Origin of the sequence: Pseudomonas fluorescens, from assembly GCF_004683905.1 — a bacterium.
Lineage (GTDB): Bacteria > Pseudomonadota > Gammaproteobacteria > Pseudomonadales > Pseudomonadaceae > Aquipseudomonas > Aquipseudomonas putida_A.
This window is the reverse complement of sequence record NZ_CP038438.1, coordinates 2,766,034-2,783,048: the sequence shown is the minus strand read 5'-3', so window position 1 is coordinate 2,783,048 and position 17,015 is coordinate 2,766,034. Positions and strand designations below refer to the sequence as shown.

Sequence of the window (17,015 nt, the reverse complement as noted above, 5' to 3'; positions counted from 1 at the left end):
ACTCAACCCTCCACCGGCCAGGCGGGTTGCTGCTGAGTGATGCAATGCACCCCGCCGCCGCCATGAGCCAGATGATTGATGCGCACCGGCACCACTTCGCGTCCGGGGAACGCCTGCGCCAGCACTTTGGCCGCCACCTCGTCGGCCTCGATGCCGTAGGCCGGCATGATGATCGCGCCGTTGGCGATGTAGAAATTGGTGTACGAGGCGCAGAACACTTCGGCGTCGCTGTCCACCGCTTCGCTGGCTTCGAACAGTTCGATCAACTCGAACCGGCGGCCTTGGGCGTCGGTCGCCAACTCCAGCGCACGACGGTTTTCGCGGACCACTTCGGCGTACACCGAGCTTTGGTCGTGGGTCGCATCCACCAGCAACACGCCGGGACGGGCGAAGGCGCAGACGCCATCAACGTGACCGTCAGTCATGTCGCCGGTGACGTAGTCCGGGTCGCCCGGCAGCCAGATGGTTTTCTTCACGCCGAGCAAACGGCTGAAAATCTCCTCCATTTCGGCCTTGCCAATGCCCGGGTTGCGATTGGGGTTGAGCAGCACCGACTCGGTGGTGATCAGCGTGCCCTCGCCGTCGACATGAATCGCCCCGCCCTCGTTGCTCAACGGCGTGCCGAAGCATTCCAGCCCCAGATGATTAAGTGCGCGCCGCGCCAGGCTTTCGTCCAGCTCATGCGCCGACTTGCCGCCCCAGGCATTGAAGCGCCAGCTGACACCGGCCAGCCCTTGTTGCGGGTGGCAGACAAAGCTTGGGCCAGAGTCGCGGCACCAGCTGTCGTTGACCGCCAGCGGGATCAGCTCGATGTTCGGCCCGCACAGGGCTTTGGCGCTCGCTACCGCCGAGGGATCGACGACCATTTTCACCGGTTCGAAGCGGGCGATGGCGTTGGCGACCCGGGCGAAATCCTCCTGCACCAGCGGCAAAGTCACGCGCCAGCCCGACTCCCACAGCGCCTGGTTATGCGGCCAGACCATCCACGTCGCGGCATGCGTCACCCATTCGGCAGGCATCATCCAAGCGTTGTTGTTATTCTCGTTGCGCGGCATGACAAGCACCTCTCGATTAAGCCATTGTGTTCAATGGAAACTGCCGGGATTTGGCGTGAGGTGAATGCTACGGCGCTGAAATCGCAGCAACAAACGATGGATTTAGCGCACAACTGATTAGAGGAACTTATCAATATGCTCAAACACTGGCCGCCGCTCAGCTCCCTGCGCGGCTTCGAAGCGGCTGCGCGCCTCGGCAGTTTTCACAAGGCGGCCGATGAGTTGAGCCTTACTCAATCGGCGATCAGCCAGCAGATTCGCAGCCTCGAAGCGTACCTCGAACAGCCGCTGTTCTTTCGCAACGGTCGCAGTGTCGCGCTGACCGATGCCGGCCACGATCTGCTCAGCACCACCCAGGCGATGCTGCAGCAACTGGCGGTCGGCATCCGGCGTCTGGGGCAATATCAGAAGCCCAATCAACTGGTGCTCAACACCACGCCGGCGTTTGCCCGGCACTGGTTGCTGCCGCGTCTGGCGGATTTTCGGCGCCAGCATCCGCAAGTCGATCTGTGGATTTTCAGCACCGATGAAGTGCCGGACATGGCCACGCAAACCATCGACCTGGCGGTGCGCGACGACATCAGCTCCCAGGCTGAATGCAGCTTCAAGGTGCTGCATGCCGACCGCCTGTTTCCGGCGTGTCATCCCAGCGTTTTGGCGCAGCCCGCCGCGCAACGCACGACCCTGCACGGTGAGCGGGAAATGGACTGGAGCCACTGGGCGGTGGAGGCCGGCGTCGATGTCGGGCAACAGGATCAGGGGCTGAATTTTTCCGATCCGGGCTTGTTGCTCGATGCCGCTGCGGCGGGGTTGGGGATTGCGCTGGTCAGTCAGTTGCTCAGCCGTCAGGCGCAGGAAAACGGGTTGCTGCAACCCTTGGTGGTGCAAACCATTCGTGGCCCGAACTGGGCGCTGCTGACCCATCGCGACAGCGAGAATGACCCGATGGCGCGATGCTTCAGTGAATGGCTTTCAAGCCAACTGGCGGGACCTGATCCGCACGGTCAGACGACCGTGAGATAACCCGCACCGAGCCGGCCTTCCAGACGACCGAACAGCACGTAATGCTGATAACCGCTGGTGAACGCGCCCGTGGAAATCGCGTTTTTGACGTCCTGGTTCATCTGCAGGTATTGCGCTTCGTCGAAGTTCTCCGCACTGACTTCGCCGGTTCGCCCAAGCTTTTCGCTTTCGACCGGCAGCCCCATGATCGTGCGCCGCTGGAAGTCGATAATGCGATTGACAGCGTGACTTTCCAGCGGCCCCCGATTGGATTGGGTCGAGTAGATGTGCAAGCCGTTTTTTGCGCAGCGATTGCACATGTCGACGCAATTTTTCTGGGTGGACTTCAGGCCGGTCAATTGCGCCAGAGGCATGTCCAGATACTTGCCGACCTGGTATTCGGTCTGATTGAAAACGGAACAGCACAAAACGGTATTGCCGTTGCAGTCGAGCACCAGCCAGTCATCCTTGAGCGAGCACGCTTGCTTGGGATATTGACGGACCAGATTGACCAGATCGTCGAAGGGCGGCAGCGCCAGCCTTTTCAGGGTTTCATGATCGGTATCCGTCACCGAAGGGTCGCGCTCGATCAGCGCCAGCGTTTTCTCCAGCGGCATCATCACTGAATACCCGGTGGAGAACTCGAAACCCAGACTTTGGCTGAATTCGCGCATCAGCCCTTCTTCTTCCATGTTGTCCAGATAACGGTGGTAGTAAACCTCGATGCGCGTACTCAAGCCATGTTGTTGCTTGAGTTCATGCAGTTTGATCATGTTGGCCTTGACCACTTCAATGTCGCCGCCCACGTGCCCCTGCCGGTAAGTCTCCTGGTAAAACCCGGACAACGAAATACGGAAGAACCACGGGTTGGCCAGCATGGCGGTTTCCATGTTCTTGGCCAGGTTCAAGTTGGAACTGATACCGCTCTGCAAACCGGCGGCATTGATGATCTCGACAAACTCACCGATTCGCGGGTGGATCAACGGCTCGGTCCAGTTGTACAGAAAGATCGTCTCGACCCCTTCGTTGCGGGCCTTCTCGACGATCTTGCGGAACATGTCGACTTGCATGGCTTTCTTGAAGTTGACGTTTTCCGAGTTGCCCATCGGGCACGAAGGGCAGCTTAAATTGCACGCACCGACAATATCGATATACATATTCATGACGGGTGACGCTCCTTGAGTGAATAGCGGTGCATCCAGAGCAGGCGACTGTCATGGTTGGCGTTATTCGTTAGTTATTTGACAGTCCCGGAGCGCGGCTCAGCAAGTTCCGGGCCATTGCCATGGTGCGCCATCAATTCCACGATCCAATCGATAAATACCCTTAGCTTTTGGCTGATATACCGGTTCGGCGGGTACGCCACGTAGAGCGGCATCGGCTCGAGTTGCCAGTCCTCGAACAGCGGCACCAACTCGCCCCGAGCCTGATGCGCGTGCGACATGTACCTGGGTAACCACAGCACGCCCATGCCGGCCAGACCTGCCGCAAGGTATGCGTTGCCGTCATCGACGGCGAGCACGTGGCGGCCCTTGATCTGCAGGTGTTCGCTGCCATTGCGCAAGGCGTAAGGCACGGGTTTGCCGGTGCGGGCCCAGAGAAAACCGACCACCCGATGATGCGAGTCCTCCAGCTCGCGTGGATGCTGCGGCGTGCCGGCGCGGGCCAGATAATCCGGCGCGGCGAAAACCCCGAGCTGAAGATCGGCCACCCGCCGCGCCATCAGTGACTGATCGAGCAATTCGCCGCCGCGCACCACGCAATCAACGTTCTCATCGATGATGTCGACGATGCGGTCGCTGACACCCATGTCGATCTGAATGTCCGGATAACGCGCATGAAACTCAGGCAATGCCGGCACCAGAATCAGCCTCGCCAGCGGGCTCGGCACATCTACGCGCAAGCGTCCTCTGGGCAATGCCGACGCGCCGGACAGACCGGTTTCAGCGTCGTCCATATCGGCCAACAGCTTGATCACTCGCTCGTAATAGATTGCACCATCGGCAGTGACGTTGACCTTGCGTGTGGTGCGGTTGAGCAACTTGACCCGCAGCCGTGCCTCCAGTTGCTGCACTAGTTGGGTCACAGTGGTCTTGCTCATGTGCAAGGTCTCGGCGGCCTTGGTAAAACTGCCTGCCTCGACCACCCGCGCGAACGCCTGCATTGCATCGAAACGGTCCACTTTGCACCCTCGGATTGTTTGGAATCTGCAAACAGTGAGCGCCAAGCTTGCGCGTTTATCGCCACTGCGCAAGTCCCTACAGTCACTCCATCAACAACCACCAAACAATGATGGAGACACCCATGACCCAGCGCGACGTCGTTTTTCCGCCAGCCCGCCATGCGCTTTACGAGCGCCATCGTTATTCGCCGGCGATTCGTTCCAACGGTTTTCTGTTCGTCTCGGGGCAAGTCGGCAGCCGTGAAGATGGTTCGCCCGAGCCGGATCTGCAGAACCAGGTGCGCCTGGCGTTCAATAACCTCAATGCGATTCTCGACGCCGCCGGTTGCAGCTTCGCCGATGCGGTGGACGTCACGGTGTTCATGATCGATCCACAATCGACCTTCGAAACCATCTGGGAAGTGGTACCGGAGTTCTGGGGCAGCGCACCGTATCCGACGATCACTGCGGTGGGCGTGACCTGGCTGGCCGGGTTTCAGTTCGAGATCAAGGTGATTGCCAGGCTGCGCGAAACAGCCTGATCGTCCGGCGGATTTGCGCCGAGGGCCGCCAGTCTTCAGACTGTCCGCCCCGCTTGCCTTTGCTCGACAACCGCCATGTCAGACCTGTTATTGAAGCCCGCCCTGCCCGGTATCGCCCTGCGACGCTGGCGCCTGCTGCATCGCGTCAAACAGACTCACGCGGCGCAGTTGTTCAACGTCACCCAGTCGACCATTTCCCGCTGGGAAAGCGGTGTGCAGGCGATGGAACCTGCCGCGCAACTGCAACTGGAGCGTTTGCTGACTGCGCGCCTGGACAGCGCCGCCGATCAGGTATTGGCGCGTCTGATCGGGGAAAGTCAGCGGCCGATGCACCTGATCTGCGACCTCACCCATCGCCTGCTGGCCTGCTCTCCTGCGCGTGCTGCCGAGTTCACCCGACCCTTGAGTACGTTGCTGGGACAATCGCTGTGGCGCTTCGCAACGCCGGAAATTGTGCTGAGAGAGTCGGCCCTGGCAACCAGCGGTTGGCACGAAGTTCAGGCGCCGCCAGCCGTGGAATTCAGCACCGGCAGCAATGCCTCCGACCTCGTGCCGATCCGCGCCGGCCGATGCCGCTGGACGCGCATTCCACTCTCCGACGGCAGCGCCGCGCGTCTGGTGGAAACCCTCTGAACGCATATTTTATGCGTGGACGCCAAGCCCCTGCGGTTCTAGGCTGAGCTTTTCGGCGTAATCAGCCAGGCAGACACATGAACCTCGAAATGATCAAAGGCCGCCTCGAATTCCTGCGCGAAGCAGAAAAACTCAAGGACGTGCTGCGCAGCGCGCGCACCTCCAGCGGCCGCACCGAAAGCACCGCCGAACACAGCTGGCGCCTGTGCCTGATGGCGATTGTCTTCGCCGATCAACTGGCCGGCCTCGACCTGCTCAAAGTCCTGAAGATGTGCGTGATTCACGATTTGGGCGAAGCCATCAATGGCGATATTCCGGCGATCAATCAGGCCGCGTTCCCCGACAAGGGTGAACAGGAACGCAACGACCTTCTGCTGCTGACCGGTGCGCTCGATGAGGCGCTGCGCAGCGAAATTCTGGCGCTGTGGGACGACTACGAAAATGCTCAGTCCGCCGAAGCCAAAGCGGTCAAGGCACTGGATAAACTGGAGACGCTGCTGCAACACAACCAGGGGCTGAACCCGGCGGATTTCGATTACGGTTTCAATCTGGGCTACGGTAAGAAATACACCAGTGCCGACCCGGTCTTCGCCACCCTGCGTGAGCTGATCGACCAAGACACGCGACAGCGCATCAGCGACGGCCAAAACAGCAACGAGCGATCTTGAATCGGCCGATTCATCTCGGATCAATCCACTGGCAAGAAACGTGGAGCAAAACATCACCGAGCACCCGCGCTGGCCTTTGACAGCGCGGCTGCGTATAACCTCGCCGTTTCGTCTAACCTGATTGAGCGTCCGCGCGCGACACCGCGCCCGGTGGCGCTTAGAATGCGACGCTCATGAAACGGAGATTTCCATGCTCAAGCGAACCCTGGCACTGACTGCTGGTCTGGCCCTGTCTTTTTCTGCTCTGGTGGCGCATGCCGCCGATGTGTTGCGGGTCAGCGCGATTCCCGACGAAGCCCCGACCGAATTGCTGCGCAAGTTCGAGCCGCTCGGTGCGTACCTGGAGCAGCAGTTGGGCATGAAAGTGCAGTTCGTTCCCGTGGCCGACTATCCGGCGGTGGTTGAAGCGCTGGCGACCGATCGCCTCGACATGGCCTGGCTGGGCGGTTTCACTTTTGTTCAGGCGCGCCTGAAGACCGACGCCACCACCCCGGTGATCCCGCTGGTGCAGCGCGAGCAGGATGCGCAGTTCACCAGCAAATTCATTACCGCCGACCCGAAAGTGAAGAGCCTGGCCGACCTCAAGGGCAAAACCTTTGCCTTCGGCTCGGTGTCGTCCACCTCCGGCAGCCTGATGCCTCGTTATTTCATGCTGAAGAACGACAACATCAAGCCTGAAGCCTATTTCAGCCGCGTTGCCTATTCCGGCGCGCACGATGCCACCGTGGCTTGGGTTCAGGCGGGCAAGGTCGATGCCGGTGTGCTGAACGCCAGCGTCTGGCAGAAACTGGTAGACGCCGGCAAGGTCGACACCAGCAAGGTCCACGTGTTCGCCACCACCCCGGCCTACTTCGATTACAACTGGACCGTGCGCGGCACCCTCGACCCGGCGCTGGCGGCGAAGATCAAGAAAGCTTTCCTTGACCTCGACCCGGCCAACCCCGAGCAAAAGAAGATTCTTGATCTGCAGGCGGCCAGCCGCTTCATCGACACCAAGCCCGAAAACTACAAGGGCATCGAGGAAGCTGCTCGCGCTGCCGATCTGTTGAAATGACCCTTAGCCTCAAACAAGCCAAACTGCACCACGTCAACGGGGTCGATGCGCTACGCGGCGTCGACCTGCAGATTGGCGCGGGCGAACAGGTGGCGATCATCGGCCCGTCCGGCGCCGGAAAATCCAGTCTGCTGAACTTGCTGGCCACCGCGTTGCGCCCCAGCAGCGGTGAAATCGAGGTGCTGGGCGAACGTCCCTGGCATCTCTCGGCCCGTCAACGGCAACGCCTGCGTGCGCGCATCGGCCTGGTGCATCAAGCCCCACCGCTGCCGCCACGCCAGCGCGTGGTAACGGCGGTGCTGGCCGGTAAACTCGGCCAATGGAGTTTGGGCAAGAGCCTGCTGAATCTGCTGCATCCCACGGATATTCCCGGCGCCCGTGCGGCCCTCGCCCGCCTGGATCTGGGCGACAAACTCTTCGCTTACTGCCAGCAATTGTCCGGCGGCCAATTGCAGCGCGTAGGCATTGCCCGGGTGCTGTATCAGGCGCCGGAGATTCTGCTGGCGGACGAACCGGTGTCGGCGATGGACCCGGTACTCGCCGGGCACACCCTGTCGATCCTCTCGCAGCACGCCCGGACACACAACGTCACGCTGGTGGCGAGCCTGCATGCAGTGGAACTGGCGCTGGCGCACTTTCCGCGCATCATCGGTTTGCGCGATGGCCAGATCCTGTTTGATAGCCCGGCCGAACAGGTCAGCCGCGAGATGCTCGACACGCTGTACGCCAACGAGCAATTGCAAAGCCCGACGACGCCCACTGCGCCGCTGATTGTGCAGATCCCGCGATGCTGAGGGCTGATTCACGCGACCCTGCTGCCGCGCCGCGATTACTGTTGACCCTGCTGGCGCTGGCCTTGCTGTGGCCGGGCATCCAGCTCAGCGAACTGGATCTGGGGGTGTTGCTGCACAGCGACAGCCAGACCGAAATGGGCCGTTTCATCTCCGGATTCTGGCCACCCGCGCATGACCACGACTTTCTCCAGTTGCTGCTCAAGGCGACCCTGCAAACCCTGGCCATCGCCACCGCCGGTATGGCTCTGGCGCTGCTGCTGGCGGTACCGGCGAGCCTGATTGCCAGCCGCGCGCTGTCGTTGTCGGCGGCGTCCCGCGGCGGCATTCCCAGTCGGGTCGGGCGCTTGCTGCGCTGGCCGGTACGCGGCCTGCTGATCTTCTTGCGCAGCGTGCCGGAGATCGTCTGGGCACTGCTGTTTGTGCGTGCCGTGGGCCTCGGCCCGGCGGCCGGTGTGCTGGCGATCGCCATCACCTACAGCGGCATGCTTGGCAAGGTCTACGCGGAAATTTTCGAATCCACCGACCAACGCCCGGCGCACGCCTTGATGCAGGCCGGCAGCGGACGACTCGCGGCGTTTGCCTACGGGATTCTGCCGAATGTCGCGGCCGAGCTGCTGTCGTACACGGTGTATCGCTGGGAGTGCGCGATTCGTGCGTCGGTGGTGATGGGATTTGTCGGCGCCGGAGGCCTCGGCCAACAGATCGACCTGTCATTGCGCATGTTCGCCAGCGGTGAAGTGGCGAGCATGTTGCTGACGTTCCTGATTCTGGTGCTCGGTGCCGACCAACTCAGCCGCCTGCTGCGCTGGAGGCTGACATGAATCGCCTGATCAATCTGTTGCTGATCGTCGGCATTGGCGTCGCGGTTATCGCCTCGTTCGGTTACCTCGAACTCGATCTCGGTGAACTCGGCAGCGCCACCAGCCTCAAGCAGATGGGTGCCTACGCGCAGCGCTTTCTCAGCCCGGACCTGAGCGCCACGCATTTGCAGGCGATCCTCAAGGGCTCGCTGGAAACCCTGGCCATGTCGGCCCTCGGCACCCTGCTCGCGGCGGTGTTCGGCATCCTCCTCGCGCTGCCCGCCGCCGGACGTTTCGGCTGGCCGCTGCAAAGCGCTTCGCGCCTGCTGCTCAACGGTCTGCGGGCGATTCCGGAACTGGTGTGGGCGGCACTGATGGTGCTCGCCGCCGGCCTCGGCCCGAACGCCGGCACCCTGGCGCTGGCCCTGCACACCACCGGCGTGCTCGGCCGGTTGTTCGCCGAAGCGCTGGAAAATACCCCGCCGGAACCGGCCGAAGCGATCCGCTTGCAGGGCGGCAACCCGGTGCTCGCCTTCTGCTACGGCACCCTGCCCAACCTCGCTCCGCAATTGCTCGCCTATTGCCTGTATCGCTGGGAAAACAACATTCGCATGGCCAGCGTGTTGGGCTTTGTCGGTGCCGGTGGTTTGGGGCAGATGCTGTATGTCAGCCTCAGCCTGTTTCAGGAAGCGCAGGCGAGCACGGTGATTCTGGCGATGCTGATTCTGGTGCTGGGCGTGGATTCGCTGAGTGCCTGGAGCCGGCAGCGTTGGGTCAAGGCCTGACGGGCAAGCCTCAGGGCGCTGTCGCCAAGCGATACTGGCGCGGGGTGAATCCGGTGGAAGCCTTGAACTGCCGGGTGAACGCGCTGTGGTCGGTATAACCGCACTGCAGCGCCACTTCGGTGATCGGCAAGTCGCCGTGCAACAGCCGATGCGCGTGCTCAAGACGGACTTTCTGGATCATCTGCCGCGGCGTGAGGTGGAACACGCGCTTGCAGTAGCGCTCCAGTTGCGCCACTGAAATCCCGGCGATGCGCGTCAGTTCGCTCAGGCTGACGCGGCTGGCGAAATTCGCCCGAATGTACTCGTCCACCGCCGCCAGCCGCTGATACGCCGGATGGGTTTCGCTGGCGGTTTGCAGGTCGACGGAAATTCCCGCCAGGCCAATGATCCGGTTGTCGCGATCGTACAGCGGACGCTTGTGGGTCAGGCACCAACCCGGTTCGCGGCTGCCGTACAGATGCAGCTCCAGCTGATCCTCCAACACAAACCCCTCTTCCAGCACGCGCCGATCCTGCTCGGTATAGCCCGGCCCCAATTGCGCCGGAAACACCTCGGCGCTGGTCTTGCCCAGCAGCGGTCGCAGGTCTTTCAAACCGCAGCGCTGCACCAAAGTCTGGTTGGCCATGACGTAACGCGCCTGCAGGTCCTTGATGAAGATCGCCGCGTTGGGAATCACATCCAGCATCGGTAACAGCAGCGCCATGCTGGCGAGCAGATCGTCGAGGCTTTGCGGTCGGCTCGCTTCGTTCTGCTGGCTCAGGATCGCAAACGCATTCTGCGTCATGACTGTCACTCCCCACGGTGCGCATTGGCTTGCGCGCAGATTGCCCGATGGCCGACAGCCTGTCGAGCCGGGCCTTTGACCTTGGCCATTGTGCTGATTTCGTCATCGTCACCGGCAAAAAACATCAATCGCGCATCGCCTGATGAGTTCACTGTAGCGCCACTGCACGCCCCTCCAACAACCAACAAGAAGGCGACGCTATGACAGGCCAAGGCAAGTTCAAGAAACAACTTTCACTGATAGACCTCACGTTCATCGGGCTGGGGGCGATCTTCGGTTCGGGCTGGTTGTTCGCGGCCAGTCACGTGTCGGCCATCGCCGGCCCGGCGGGGATCTTTTCCTGGCTGCTCGGTGGTTTCGCCGTGTTGCTGCTGGGCATCGTCTACTGCGAACTGGGCGCCGCACTGCCCCGTGCCGGCGGTGTGGTGCGCTACCCGGTTTACTCCCACGGCCCGCTGCTTGGCTACCTGATGGGCTTCATCACGCTGATCGCGTTTTCCAGCCTGGTGGCGATCGAAGTAGTCGCCTCGCGGCAATATGCGGCGGCGTGGTTTCCCGAATTGACCAAGGCCGGTTCCAGCGACCCGACTGCGCTCGGCTGGTTCGTACAATTCGGTCTGTTGTGCCTGTTTTTCCTGCTCAATTACCGCAGCGTGAAGACCTTCGCCATGGCCAACAATCTGGTCAGCGTGTTCAAGTTCATCGTGCCGCTGCTGGTGATCGGCGTGCTGTTCACCTTCTTCAAACCGGCCAATTTCGAAGTGCACGGCTTTGCGCCGTTCGGTCTGTCCGGCATTGAAATGGCGGTCTCGGCGGGTGGGGTGATCTTCGCTTATCTGGGCCTGACGCCGATCATTTCCGTGGCCAGTGAAGTGAAGAACCCGCAACGCACGATCCCGATTGCGCTGATCCTGTCGGTACTCCTATCCACCGCGATTTACGTGTTGCTGCAAACCGCTTTCCTCGGCGGCATCCCGACCGAAATGCTCGCCAATGGCTGGGCCGGCGTCGCCAAGGAACTGGCCCTGCCGTACCGTGACATCGCTCTGGCACTGGGTGTCGGCTGGCTGGCGTATCTGGTGGTGGCCGATGCGGTGATCTCGCCCAGCGGCTGCGGCAACATCTACATGAACGCCACGCCACGGGTGATCTATGGCTGGGCGCAGACCGGGACCTTCTTCAAGATTTTCACCCGCATCGACGAAAAATCCGGCATCCCGCGCCCGGCGCTGTGGCTGACCTTTGGCCTGTCGGTGTTCTGGACCCTGCCGTTCCCGTCTTGGGAAGCGCTGATCAACGTGGTCTCTGCCGCGCTGGTATTGAGCTACGCCGTGGCCCCGGTAACGGTGGCCGCACTGCGTCGCAATGCGCCGGACATGCCGCGTCCGTTCCGGGTCAAGGGCATGAGCGTGCTTGGGCCGCTGTCGTTCATCATCGCCGCGCTGATTGTCTACTGGTCGGGCTGGGGCACCGTGTCGTGGTTGCTCGGCCTGCAAATCCTGATGTTTGTCATCTACCTGTTGTGCGGGCGCATGGTGCCGACCGCGCACCTGAATCTGGGCCAGCAAGTGCGCTCTTCGGCGTGGCTGATCGGCTTCTACGCCGTGACCATCGTCCTCTCCAAGCTCGGCAGTTTCGGCGGCATCGGCGTGCTCAGCCATCCGTTCGACACGGTGATCGTCGCGGTCTGCGCGCTGGGCATCTACTACTGGGGCGCCGCCACCGGCGTACCGGCACACCTGATTCGTCTGGAAACCGAGGACGACGAAAGCGAAGCCGCTGAATCCTCCACCCATTCGGCAACGGGCCAGCGCCCTGCTCACGCCTGACCTTCACTCAAGGGACGAACCATGAAACGACTGCACATCATCGATTCCCATACCGGCGGCGAACCCACGCGCCTGGTGATGAAGGGCTTCCCCGAGCTGCCCGGCAACAGCATGGCCGAGAAGCGCGATGCTTTGCGCGAAGGCCACGATCAATGGCGCCGCGCCTGCCTGCTCGAACCACGTGGCAACGACGTGCTGGTCGGTGCGCTGTACTGCGCGCCGGTCTCGCCGGATGCCACCTGCGGGGTGATTTTCTTCAACAACGCCGGTTACCTCGGCATGTGCGGCCACGGCACCATCGGCCTGGTCAACTCGCTGCATTACCTGGGGCAGATCGAACCGGGCGTGCACAAGATCGACACCCCGGTCGGCCCGGTCAGCGCCACCCTGCACGAGGACGGCGCGGTGACCCTTGGCAACGTCCCCGCTTGGCGCTACCGCAAACAGGTGCCGGTCGATGTGCCCGGTTACGGTCGCGTGTCCGGCGATATCGCTTGGGGCGGCAACTGGTTTTTCCTGGTTTCCGAACACGGCCAGGACCTGCAGATGAGCAACGTCGAAGCCCTCACCGAGTACACCTGGGCGATGCTCAAGGCCCTGGAGGCCCAAGGCATCCACGGTGAGGACGGCGCGCTGATCGACCACGTCGAACTGTTTGCCGACGACGCCCACGCCGACAGCCGCAACTTCGTCATGTGCCCCGGAAAAGCCTACGACCGCTCGCCCTGCGGCACCGGCACCAGCGCCAAACTCGCCTGCCTGGCCGCTGACGGCAAACTCGCCGAAGACCAGGTCTGGACGCAAGCGAGCATCACCGGCAGCCAGTTCGAAGGGCGCTTCGAATGGCAAGGCGAACGCGTACGCCCATTCATTACCGGCCGCGCCTACATGACCGCCGACGCCACCCTGCTGATCGACGAGCAGGATCCTTTCGCCTGGGGCATCTGAGTGCCCCGCTTTTCTAACGATCCGAATGAATGTCCCGAGGAGCTACAACAATGAGCGATAACATCTTCACTGGCTGCATTCCCGCGCTGATGACTCCGTGCACCGCCGCGCGTAAACCCGACTTCGACGCCCTGGTGGCCAAGGGTCGCGATCTGATCGATATCGGCATGAGCGCGGTGGTTTACTGCGGCTCGATGGGCGACTGGCCGCTGCTGACCGAGGCTGAGCGTCAGGAAGGCGTAGCGCGTCTGGTGGCCGCCGGGGTTCCGACCATCGTTGGCACTGGCGCGGTCAACAGCCGTGAAGCGGTGTCCCACGCTGCACATGCGGCGAAAGTCGGCGCCCATGGCCTGATGGTGATTCCACGTGTCTTGTCCCGTGGTGCTTCGGCCACCGCGCAAAAAGCCCACTTCGCCGCGATCCTCAACGCCGCGCCGAACCTGCCGGCGGTGATCTACAACAGTCCCTACTACGGCTTCGCCACCCGCGCCGACCTGTTCTTCGAACTGCGCCGTGAACACCCGAACCTGATCGGCTTCAAGGAGTTCGGCGGTGGCGCCGACTTGCGCTACGCCGCCGAAAACATCACCTCGCAGGACGATGCCGTGACCCTGATGGTCGGTGTCGATACCCAAGTGGTGCACGGTTTCGTCAACTGCAACGCCACCGGCGCGATCACCGGTATCGGCAACGCCCTGCCCCGCGAAGTGCTGCAACTGGTGGCGCTGAGCAAGCAAGCGGCCAAGGGCGACGCCAAGGCCCGGCGTCTGGCGCGCGAACTGGAAGCGGCGCTGGCGGTGCTGTCGTCGTTCGACGAAGGCTGCGACCTGGTGCTGTATTACAAGCATCTGATGGTGCTCAACGGCGACCGCGAATACGCCCTGCACTTCAACGAAACCGACGCCCTCAGCGATGCCCAGCGTCGTTACGCCGAGACCCAGTACGCGCTGTTCCGCCAGTGGTACAAAAACTGGTCCGCCGAACAGAACCTCGCCTGATCGCAGTCCCTGCCCCGGTGTGATGCCGGGGCTTCACCTCTTTTATCAAGGAAGCGTCATGACTCTGACAGGCCACATGTTGATCGGCGGCCAAGCCATCGCCGGCAGCCGTGAAGCGATCCGCGCGATCAATCCCGCCACTGACGCGGTGCTGGAACCGGCCTATGCCGGAGGCAGTAGCGAGCATGTCGAACAGGCCTGCACACTGGCGTGGCAAGCCTTTGATCGTTATCGCGAGACCTCCCTCAGCGCTCGCGCCGAATTTCTCGAAACCATCGCCAATGAGATCGAAGCCCTTGGCGATGCGCTGATCGACCGTGCCGTGGCCGAAACCGGCCTGCCACGCGCCCGTATCCAGGGCGAACGCGGACGCACTTGCGGGCAATTGCGCACCTTTGCCCGCACAGTGCGTGCTGGCGAATGGCTGGACGTTCGCGTCGATCAATCACAACCACAGCGCCAGCCGCTGCCACGTTCTGATTTGCGCCAGCGGCAGATTGCGCTGGGGCCAGTGGCGGTGTTCGGCGCCAGCAACTTTCCGCTGGCGTTCTCGGTGGCCGGCGGCGACACCGCTTCGGCATTGGCCGCCGGTTGCCCGGTGATCGTCAAGGCGCATAGCGCACATCCCGGCACCAGTGAACTGGTCGGCCAGGCGCTGGCTCGCGCGGTGAAAAAATGCGGTTTGCCTGAAGGCGTGTTTTCGCTGCTGTTCGGTTCGGGCAATGAAGTGGGCATTGCGTTGGTCAGCGATTGGCGCATCAAGGCTGCGGGCTTCACCGGCTCGCGCAGTGGCGGCCTCGCCCTGAGCCAAGCGGCGCAGGCACGGCCGGAGCCGATTCCGGTGTACGCGGAAATGAGCTCGATCAATCCGGTGCTGCTGTTTCCCGCAGCGCTTGCCGCTCGCGGTGAGGCGTTGGCGCAGGGTTTTGTCGCCTCGCTGACTCAGGGTGCCGGGCAGTTCTGTACCAATCCCGGGCTGGTCATCGCTCACCAAGGGCCGGCGCTGGACAGTTTCATCGCCACCGCCGCCGAAGGGGTCCAGCGCAGCCCGGCGCAGACCATGCTCACGCCGGGGATTTTCCGCGCCTATGCAAGCGCCGTCGCCGCGTTGGCCGAACATCCGCAGGCGCAACACGTGGCGAGCGGTCTAACGGCTGAAGGCCCGAACCAGTGCCAGACGCAATTGTTCATGACTCAGGCGCAGGACTTCCTCGCCGACGCACGCCTGCAAGGTGAAATCTTTGGTGCCGCATCACTGTTCGTACAGTGCGCCAACGACGATGAAATCCGTCAGGTCTGCGAACACCTCGAAGGCCAGTTGACCGCCACCCTGCACCTGGATGACGCCGATCTGGATCAAGCCCGGGCCTTGTTGCCGACACTGGAACGCAAGGCCGGACGTCTGCTGGTCAACGGCTGGCCGACGGGGGTCGAGGTGTGTGACGCGATGGTGCATGGCGGGCCGTTCCCGGCCACCTCGGATTCGCGCAGCACCTCGGTCGGCACGGCGGCGATCCTGCGTTTCCTGCGTCCGGTGTGTTATCAGGATTTTCCCGACAGCCTGCTGCCGCAGCCGCTGAAACAGGCGAATCCGCTGCAATTGCGGCGCCTGCTCGACGGTCAGAGGGAAGCCTGACCATGCCCGACAACCTCACAGCAGACAACGCCGATATCGCGGTGATCGGCGCCGGCATCATCGGTGTCGCCTGCGCCCTGCAACTTGCGCGTCAGGGTAAACGGGTGGTGGTCATCGACAAGCAGCCGCCCGGTCATGGCGCCTCGTTCGGCAACGCCGGGCATCTGGCCACCGAGCAGGTGTTTCCGATTGCCGATGCGTCGATCCTCAAGCGCCTGCCGGCAATGCTGATGGACCCGATGGGGCCGCTGCGTCTGGACTGGAAGTACCTGCCGCACGCCGTGCCGTGGTTCAGCCAATTGCTGCTGAACCTGCGCCCGGCGCCGTTTCAGCGCACCGTGGCCGGTTTGCGCGCGCTCAACGAAAGCAGCCTCGATGCCTGGAAGCGCCTGCTGCACAGCATCGCCCGCCCCGACCTGCTCAAGGAGGACGGCTCGCTGCTGGTGTTCGAGCGCGCCGAGTCGCGGCAAGCGATCGACGCCTTGCAGACGCGCATGTGTCAGCAACAGGTGCCGGTGGATTTGTGGTCGGCCAACGCCGTAAGGGAGCGCGCGCCGCAGCTCAGCGAACAGATTCAGGGCGGATTGTTCTACCCGCGCACCGGGCATTTTCTCGATCCGTATCAGGTGGTGTGTGAACTGGTGAGTGCGGCGAAAACGGCCGGCGTGCAGTTCATTCAGCAGGAGGTTCGGGGTGGCCAGTTGCAGGAACATGGCGTGTCGTTGCTCACCGATCAGGGGCGTTTCAGCGCGCGGCAGGTGCTGATCGCCTGTGGTGCGCACTCGGCGAAGCTGACTGCCGCGCTGACCGGCAAGCAGGTTCCGCTGGACACCGAGCGCGGCTATCACCTCATGTTGCCGCACGAGCACGGGCGCCTGCCGTTTGCGGTGACGTCACTGGAGCGCAAGTTCATCATGACGCCAATGACCTGCGGTCTGCGCCTGGCCGGTACCGTGGAGTTCGCCGGCCTGCAGCGCCCGCCGTTCATGGAACGCGCCTGGCAATTGCATCGCTTGAGCAAAGGTTTGTTCCGCCGTGATTTGAACGCTGAAGACGCGACGCCGTGGATGGGCTTTCGCCCGTCGCTGCCGGACTCGTTACCGATCATCGACAAGGTCTGTGAAGGCAAGGTGCTGCTCGCGTTCGGGCATCAGCATTTGGGGCTGACGCAGGCGGCGGTGACTGCTGAGATGATTGCTCAGTTGGCGTCACCCGCGACCAATGCCGGCGTGCCGACGATGGATGCCTATCGACTGGGTCGCTTCTGAGATATCGATGAAACGTTTTTGGTTTCATACTGAGCGCCGACCTTGGCCCCGCGCATAT

At 62.5% G+C, this 17,015-nt stretch carries 17 protein-coding genes; 13 read left to right on the top strand and 4 right to left on the bottom strand.

Annotated elements, in window-relative coordinates; genetic code table 11:
• Window positions 1-2 precede the first annotated feature (2 nt).
• On the bottom strand, window positions 3-1,055 hold the full coding sequence (locus E4T63_RS12545) for an agmatine deiminase family protein (RefSeq protein WP_135295607.1): 1,053 nt from the start codon (window positions 1,053-1,055) through the stop codon (window positions 3-5).
• A 135-nt stretch (window positions 1,056-1,190) separates the two neighbouring features.
• Here E4T63_RS12545 and E4T63_RS12540 point away from each other — a divergent pair, with 135 nt between their 5' ends.
• Entirely contained in the window at window positions 1,191-2,078 is an 888-nt protein-coding gene (locus E4T63_RS12540; RefSeq protein ID WP_135295606.1) for a LysR substrate-binding domain-containing protein, read from the top strand.
• On the opposite strand, the gene E4T63_RS12535 is transcribed toward E4T63_RS12540, so the two are convergent.
• Both E4T63_RS12535 and E4T63_RS12530 read right to left on the bottom strand, forming a co-directional pair.
• Window positions 2,060-3,220: a radical SAM protein gene (locus E4T63_RS12535; RefSeq protein WP_135295605.1), complete on the bottom strand. Its 1,161-nt coding sequence runs from the start codon at window positions 3,218-3,220 to the stop codon at window positions 2,060-2,062. The two genes, E4T63_RS12540 and E4T63_RS12535, sit on opposite strands and share 19 nt — an antisense overlap.
• A gap of 74 nt (window positions 3,221-3,294) precedes the next feature.
• Window positions 3,295-4,239, bottom strand: coding sequence for a LysR family transcriptional regulator (locus E4T63_RS12530; protein WP_135295604.1), 945 nt, complete (start codon window positions 4,237-4,239; stop codon window positions 3,295-3,297).
• A gap of 122 nt (window positions 4,240-4,361) precedes the next feature.
• Between E4T63_RS12530 and E4T63_RS12525 the strand changes: the two genes are divergently transcribed.
• From E4T63_RS12525 to phnE, 7 genes are all read left to right on the top strand, one after another.
• On the top strand, window positions 4,362-4,760 hold the full coding sequence (locus E4T63_RS12525) for a RidA family protein (RefSeq protein ID WP_135295603.1): 399 nt from the start codon (window positions 4,362-4,364) through the stop codon (window positions 4,758-4,760).
• Between the two features lie 75 nt (window positions 4,761-4,835).
• Window positions 4,836-5,393 (top strand): helix-turn-helix domain-containing protein, encoded by a 558-nt coding sequence (locus tag E4T63_RS12520; RefSeq protein ID WP_134786184.1) that lies wholly within the window; start codon window positions 4,836-4,838, stop codon window positions 5,391-5,393.
• A 77-nt stretch (window positions 5,394-5,470) separates the two neighbouring features.
• The gene (locus tag E4T63_RS12515; protein WP_135295602.1) at window positions 5,471-6,061 is read left to right on the top strand and encodes an HD domain-containing protein; all 591 of its coding nucleotides are present in this window, start codon (window positions 5,471-5,473) and stop codon (window positions 6,059-6,061) included.
• A gap of 190 nt (window positions 6,062-6,251) precedes the next feature.
• Complete coding sequence (locus E4T63_RS12510) at window positions 6,252-7,115, top strand: putative selenate ABC transporter substrate-binding protein (protein ID WP_096796864.1); 864 nt, start codon at window positions 6,252-6,254, stop codon at window positions 7,113-7,115.
• Window positions 7,112-7,909, top strand: a complete 798-nt coding sequence (locus E4T63_RS12505; RefSeq protein WP_135295601.1) for a phosphonate ABC transporter ATP-binding protein — start codon at window positions 7,112-7,114, stop codon at window positions 7,907-7,909. Before E4T63_RS12510 ends, E4T63_RS12505 begins: the two co-directional genes overlap by 4 nt.
• Window positions 7,903-8,730 (top strand): PhnE/PtxC family ABC transporter permease, encoded by an 828-nt coding sequence (locus E4T63_RS12500; RefSeq protein WP_135295600.1) that lies wholly within the window; start codon window positions 7,903-7,905, stop codon window positions 8,728-8,730. The genes E4T63_RS12505 and E4T63_RS12500 overlap by 7 nt, the downstream gene beginning before the upstream one ends.
• A complete protein-coding gene (phnE, locus tag E4T63_RS12495) occupies window positions 8,727-9,494 on the top strand; it encodes a phosphonate ABC transporter, permease protein PhnE (RefSeq protein WP_003224391.1) in 768 nt (255 codons plus the stop codon). The genes E4T63_RS12500 and phnE overlap by 4 nt, the downstream gene beginning before the upstream one ends.
• A gap of 10 nt (window positions 9,495-9,504) precedes the next feature.
• On the opposite strand, the gene E4T63_RS12490 is transcribed toward phnE, so the two are convergent.
• A complete protein-coding gene (locus E4T63_RS12490) occupies window positions 9,505-10,278 on the bottom strand; it encodes an AraC family transcriptional regulator (protein ID WP_135295599.1) in 774 nt (257 codons plus the stop codon).
• A gap of 200 nt (window positions 10,279-10,478) precedes the next feature.
• On the opposite strand from E4T63_RS12490, the gene E4T63_RS12485 reads away from it, so the two are divergent.
• The 5 genes from E4T63_RS12485 to E4T63_RS12465 are packed head-to-tail and all read left to right on the top strand — an operon-like array spanning window position 10,479 to window position 16,957.
• Window positions 10,479-12,107 (top strand): APC family permease, encoded by a 1,629-nt coding sequence (locus E4T63_RS12485; protein WP_135295598.1) that lies wholly within the window; start codon window positions 10,479-10,481, stop codon window positions 12,105-12,107.
• Window positions 12,108-12,128: 21 nt separating this feature from the next.
• Window positions 12,129-13,055, top strand: a complete 927-nt coding sequence (locus tag E4T63_RS12480) for a 4-hydroxyproline epimerase (protein ID WP_135295597.1) — start codon at window positions 12,129-12,131, stop codon at window positions 13,053-13,055.
• A gap of 50 nt (window positions 13,056-13,105) precedes the next feature.
• On the top strand, window positions 13,106-14,053 hold the full coding sequence (locus E4T63_RS12475; RefSeq protein WP_135295596.1) for a dihydrodipicolinate synthase family protein: 948 nt from the start codon (window positions 13,106-13,108) through the stop codon (window positions 14,051-14,053).
• A gap of 58 nt (window positions 14,054-14,111) precedes the next feature.
• Window positions 14,112-15,689 carry an aldehyde dehydrogenase (NADP(+)) gene (locus tag E4T63_RS12470; RefSeq protein ID WP_135295595.1) on the top strand — a complete coding sequence of 526 codons (1,578 nt, stop codon included), beginning with the start codon at window positions 14,112-14,114 and terminating at the stop codon, window positions 15,687-15,689.
• A gap of 2 nt (window positions 15,690-15,691) precedes the next feature.
• Window positions 15,692-16,957 (top strand): NAD(P)/FAD-dependent oxidoreductase, encoded by a 1,266-nt coding sequence (locus E4T63_RS12465; RefSeq protein ID WP_135295594.1) that lies wholly within the window; start codon window positions 15,692-15,694, stop codon window positions 16,955-16,957.
• Window positions 16,958-17,015 lie beyond the last annotated feature (58 nt).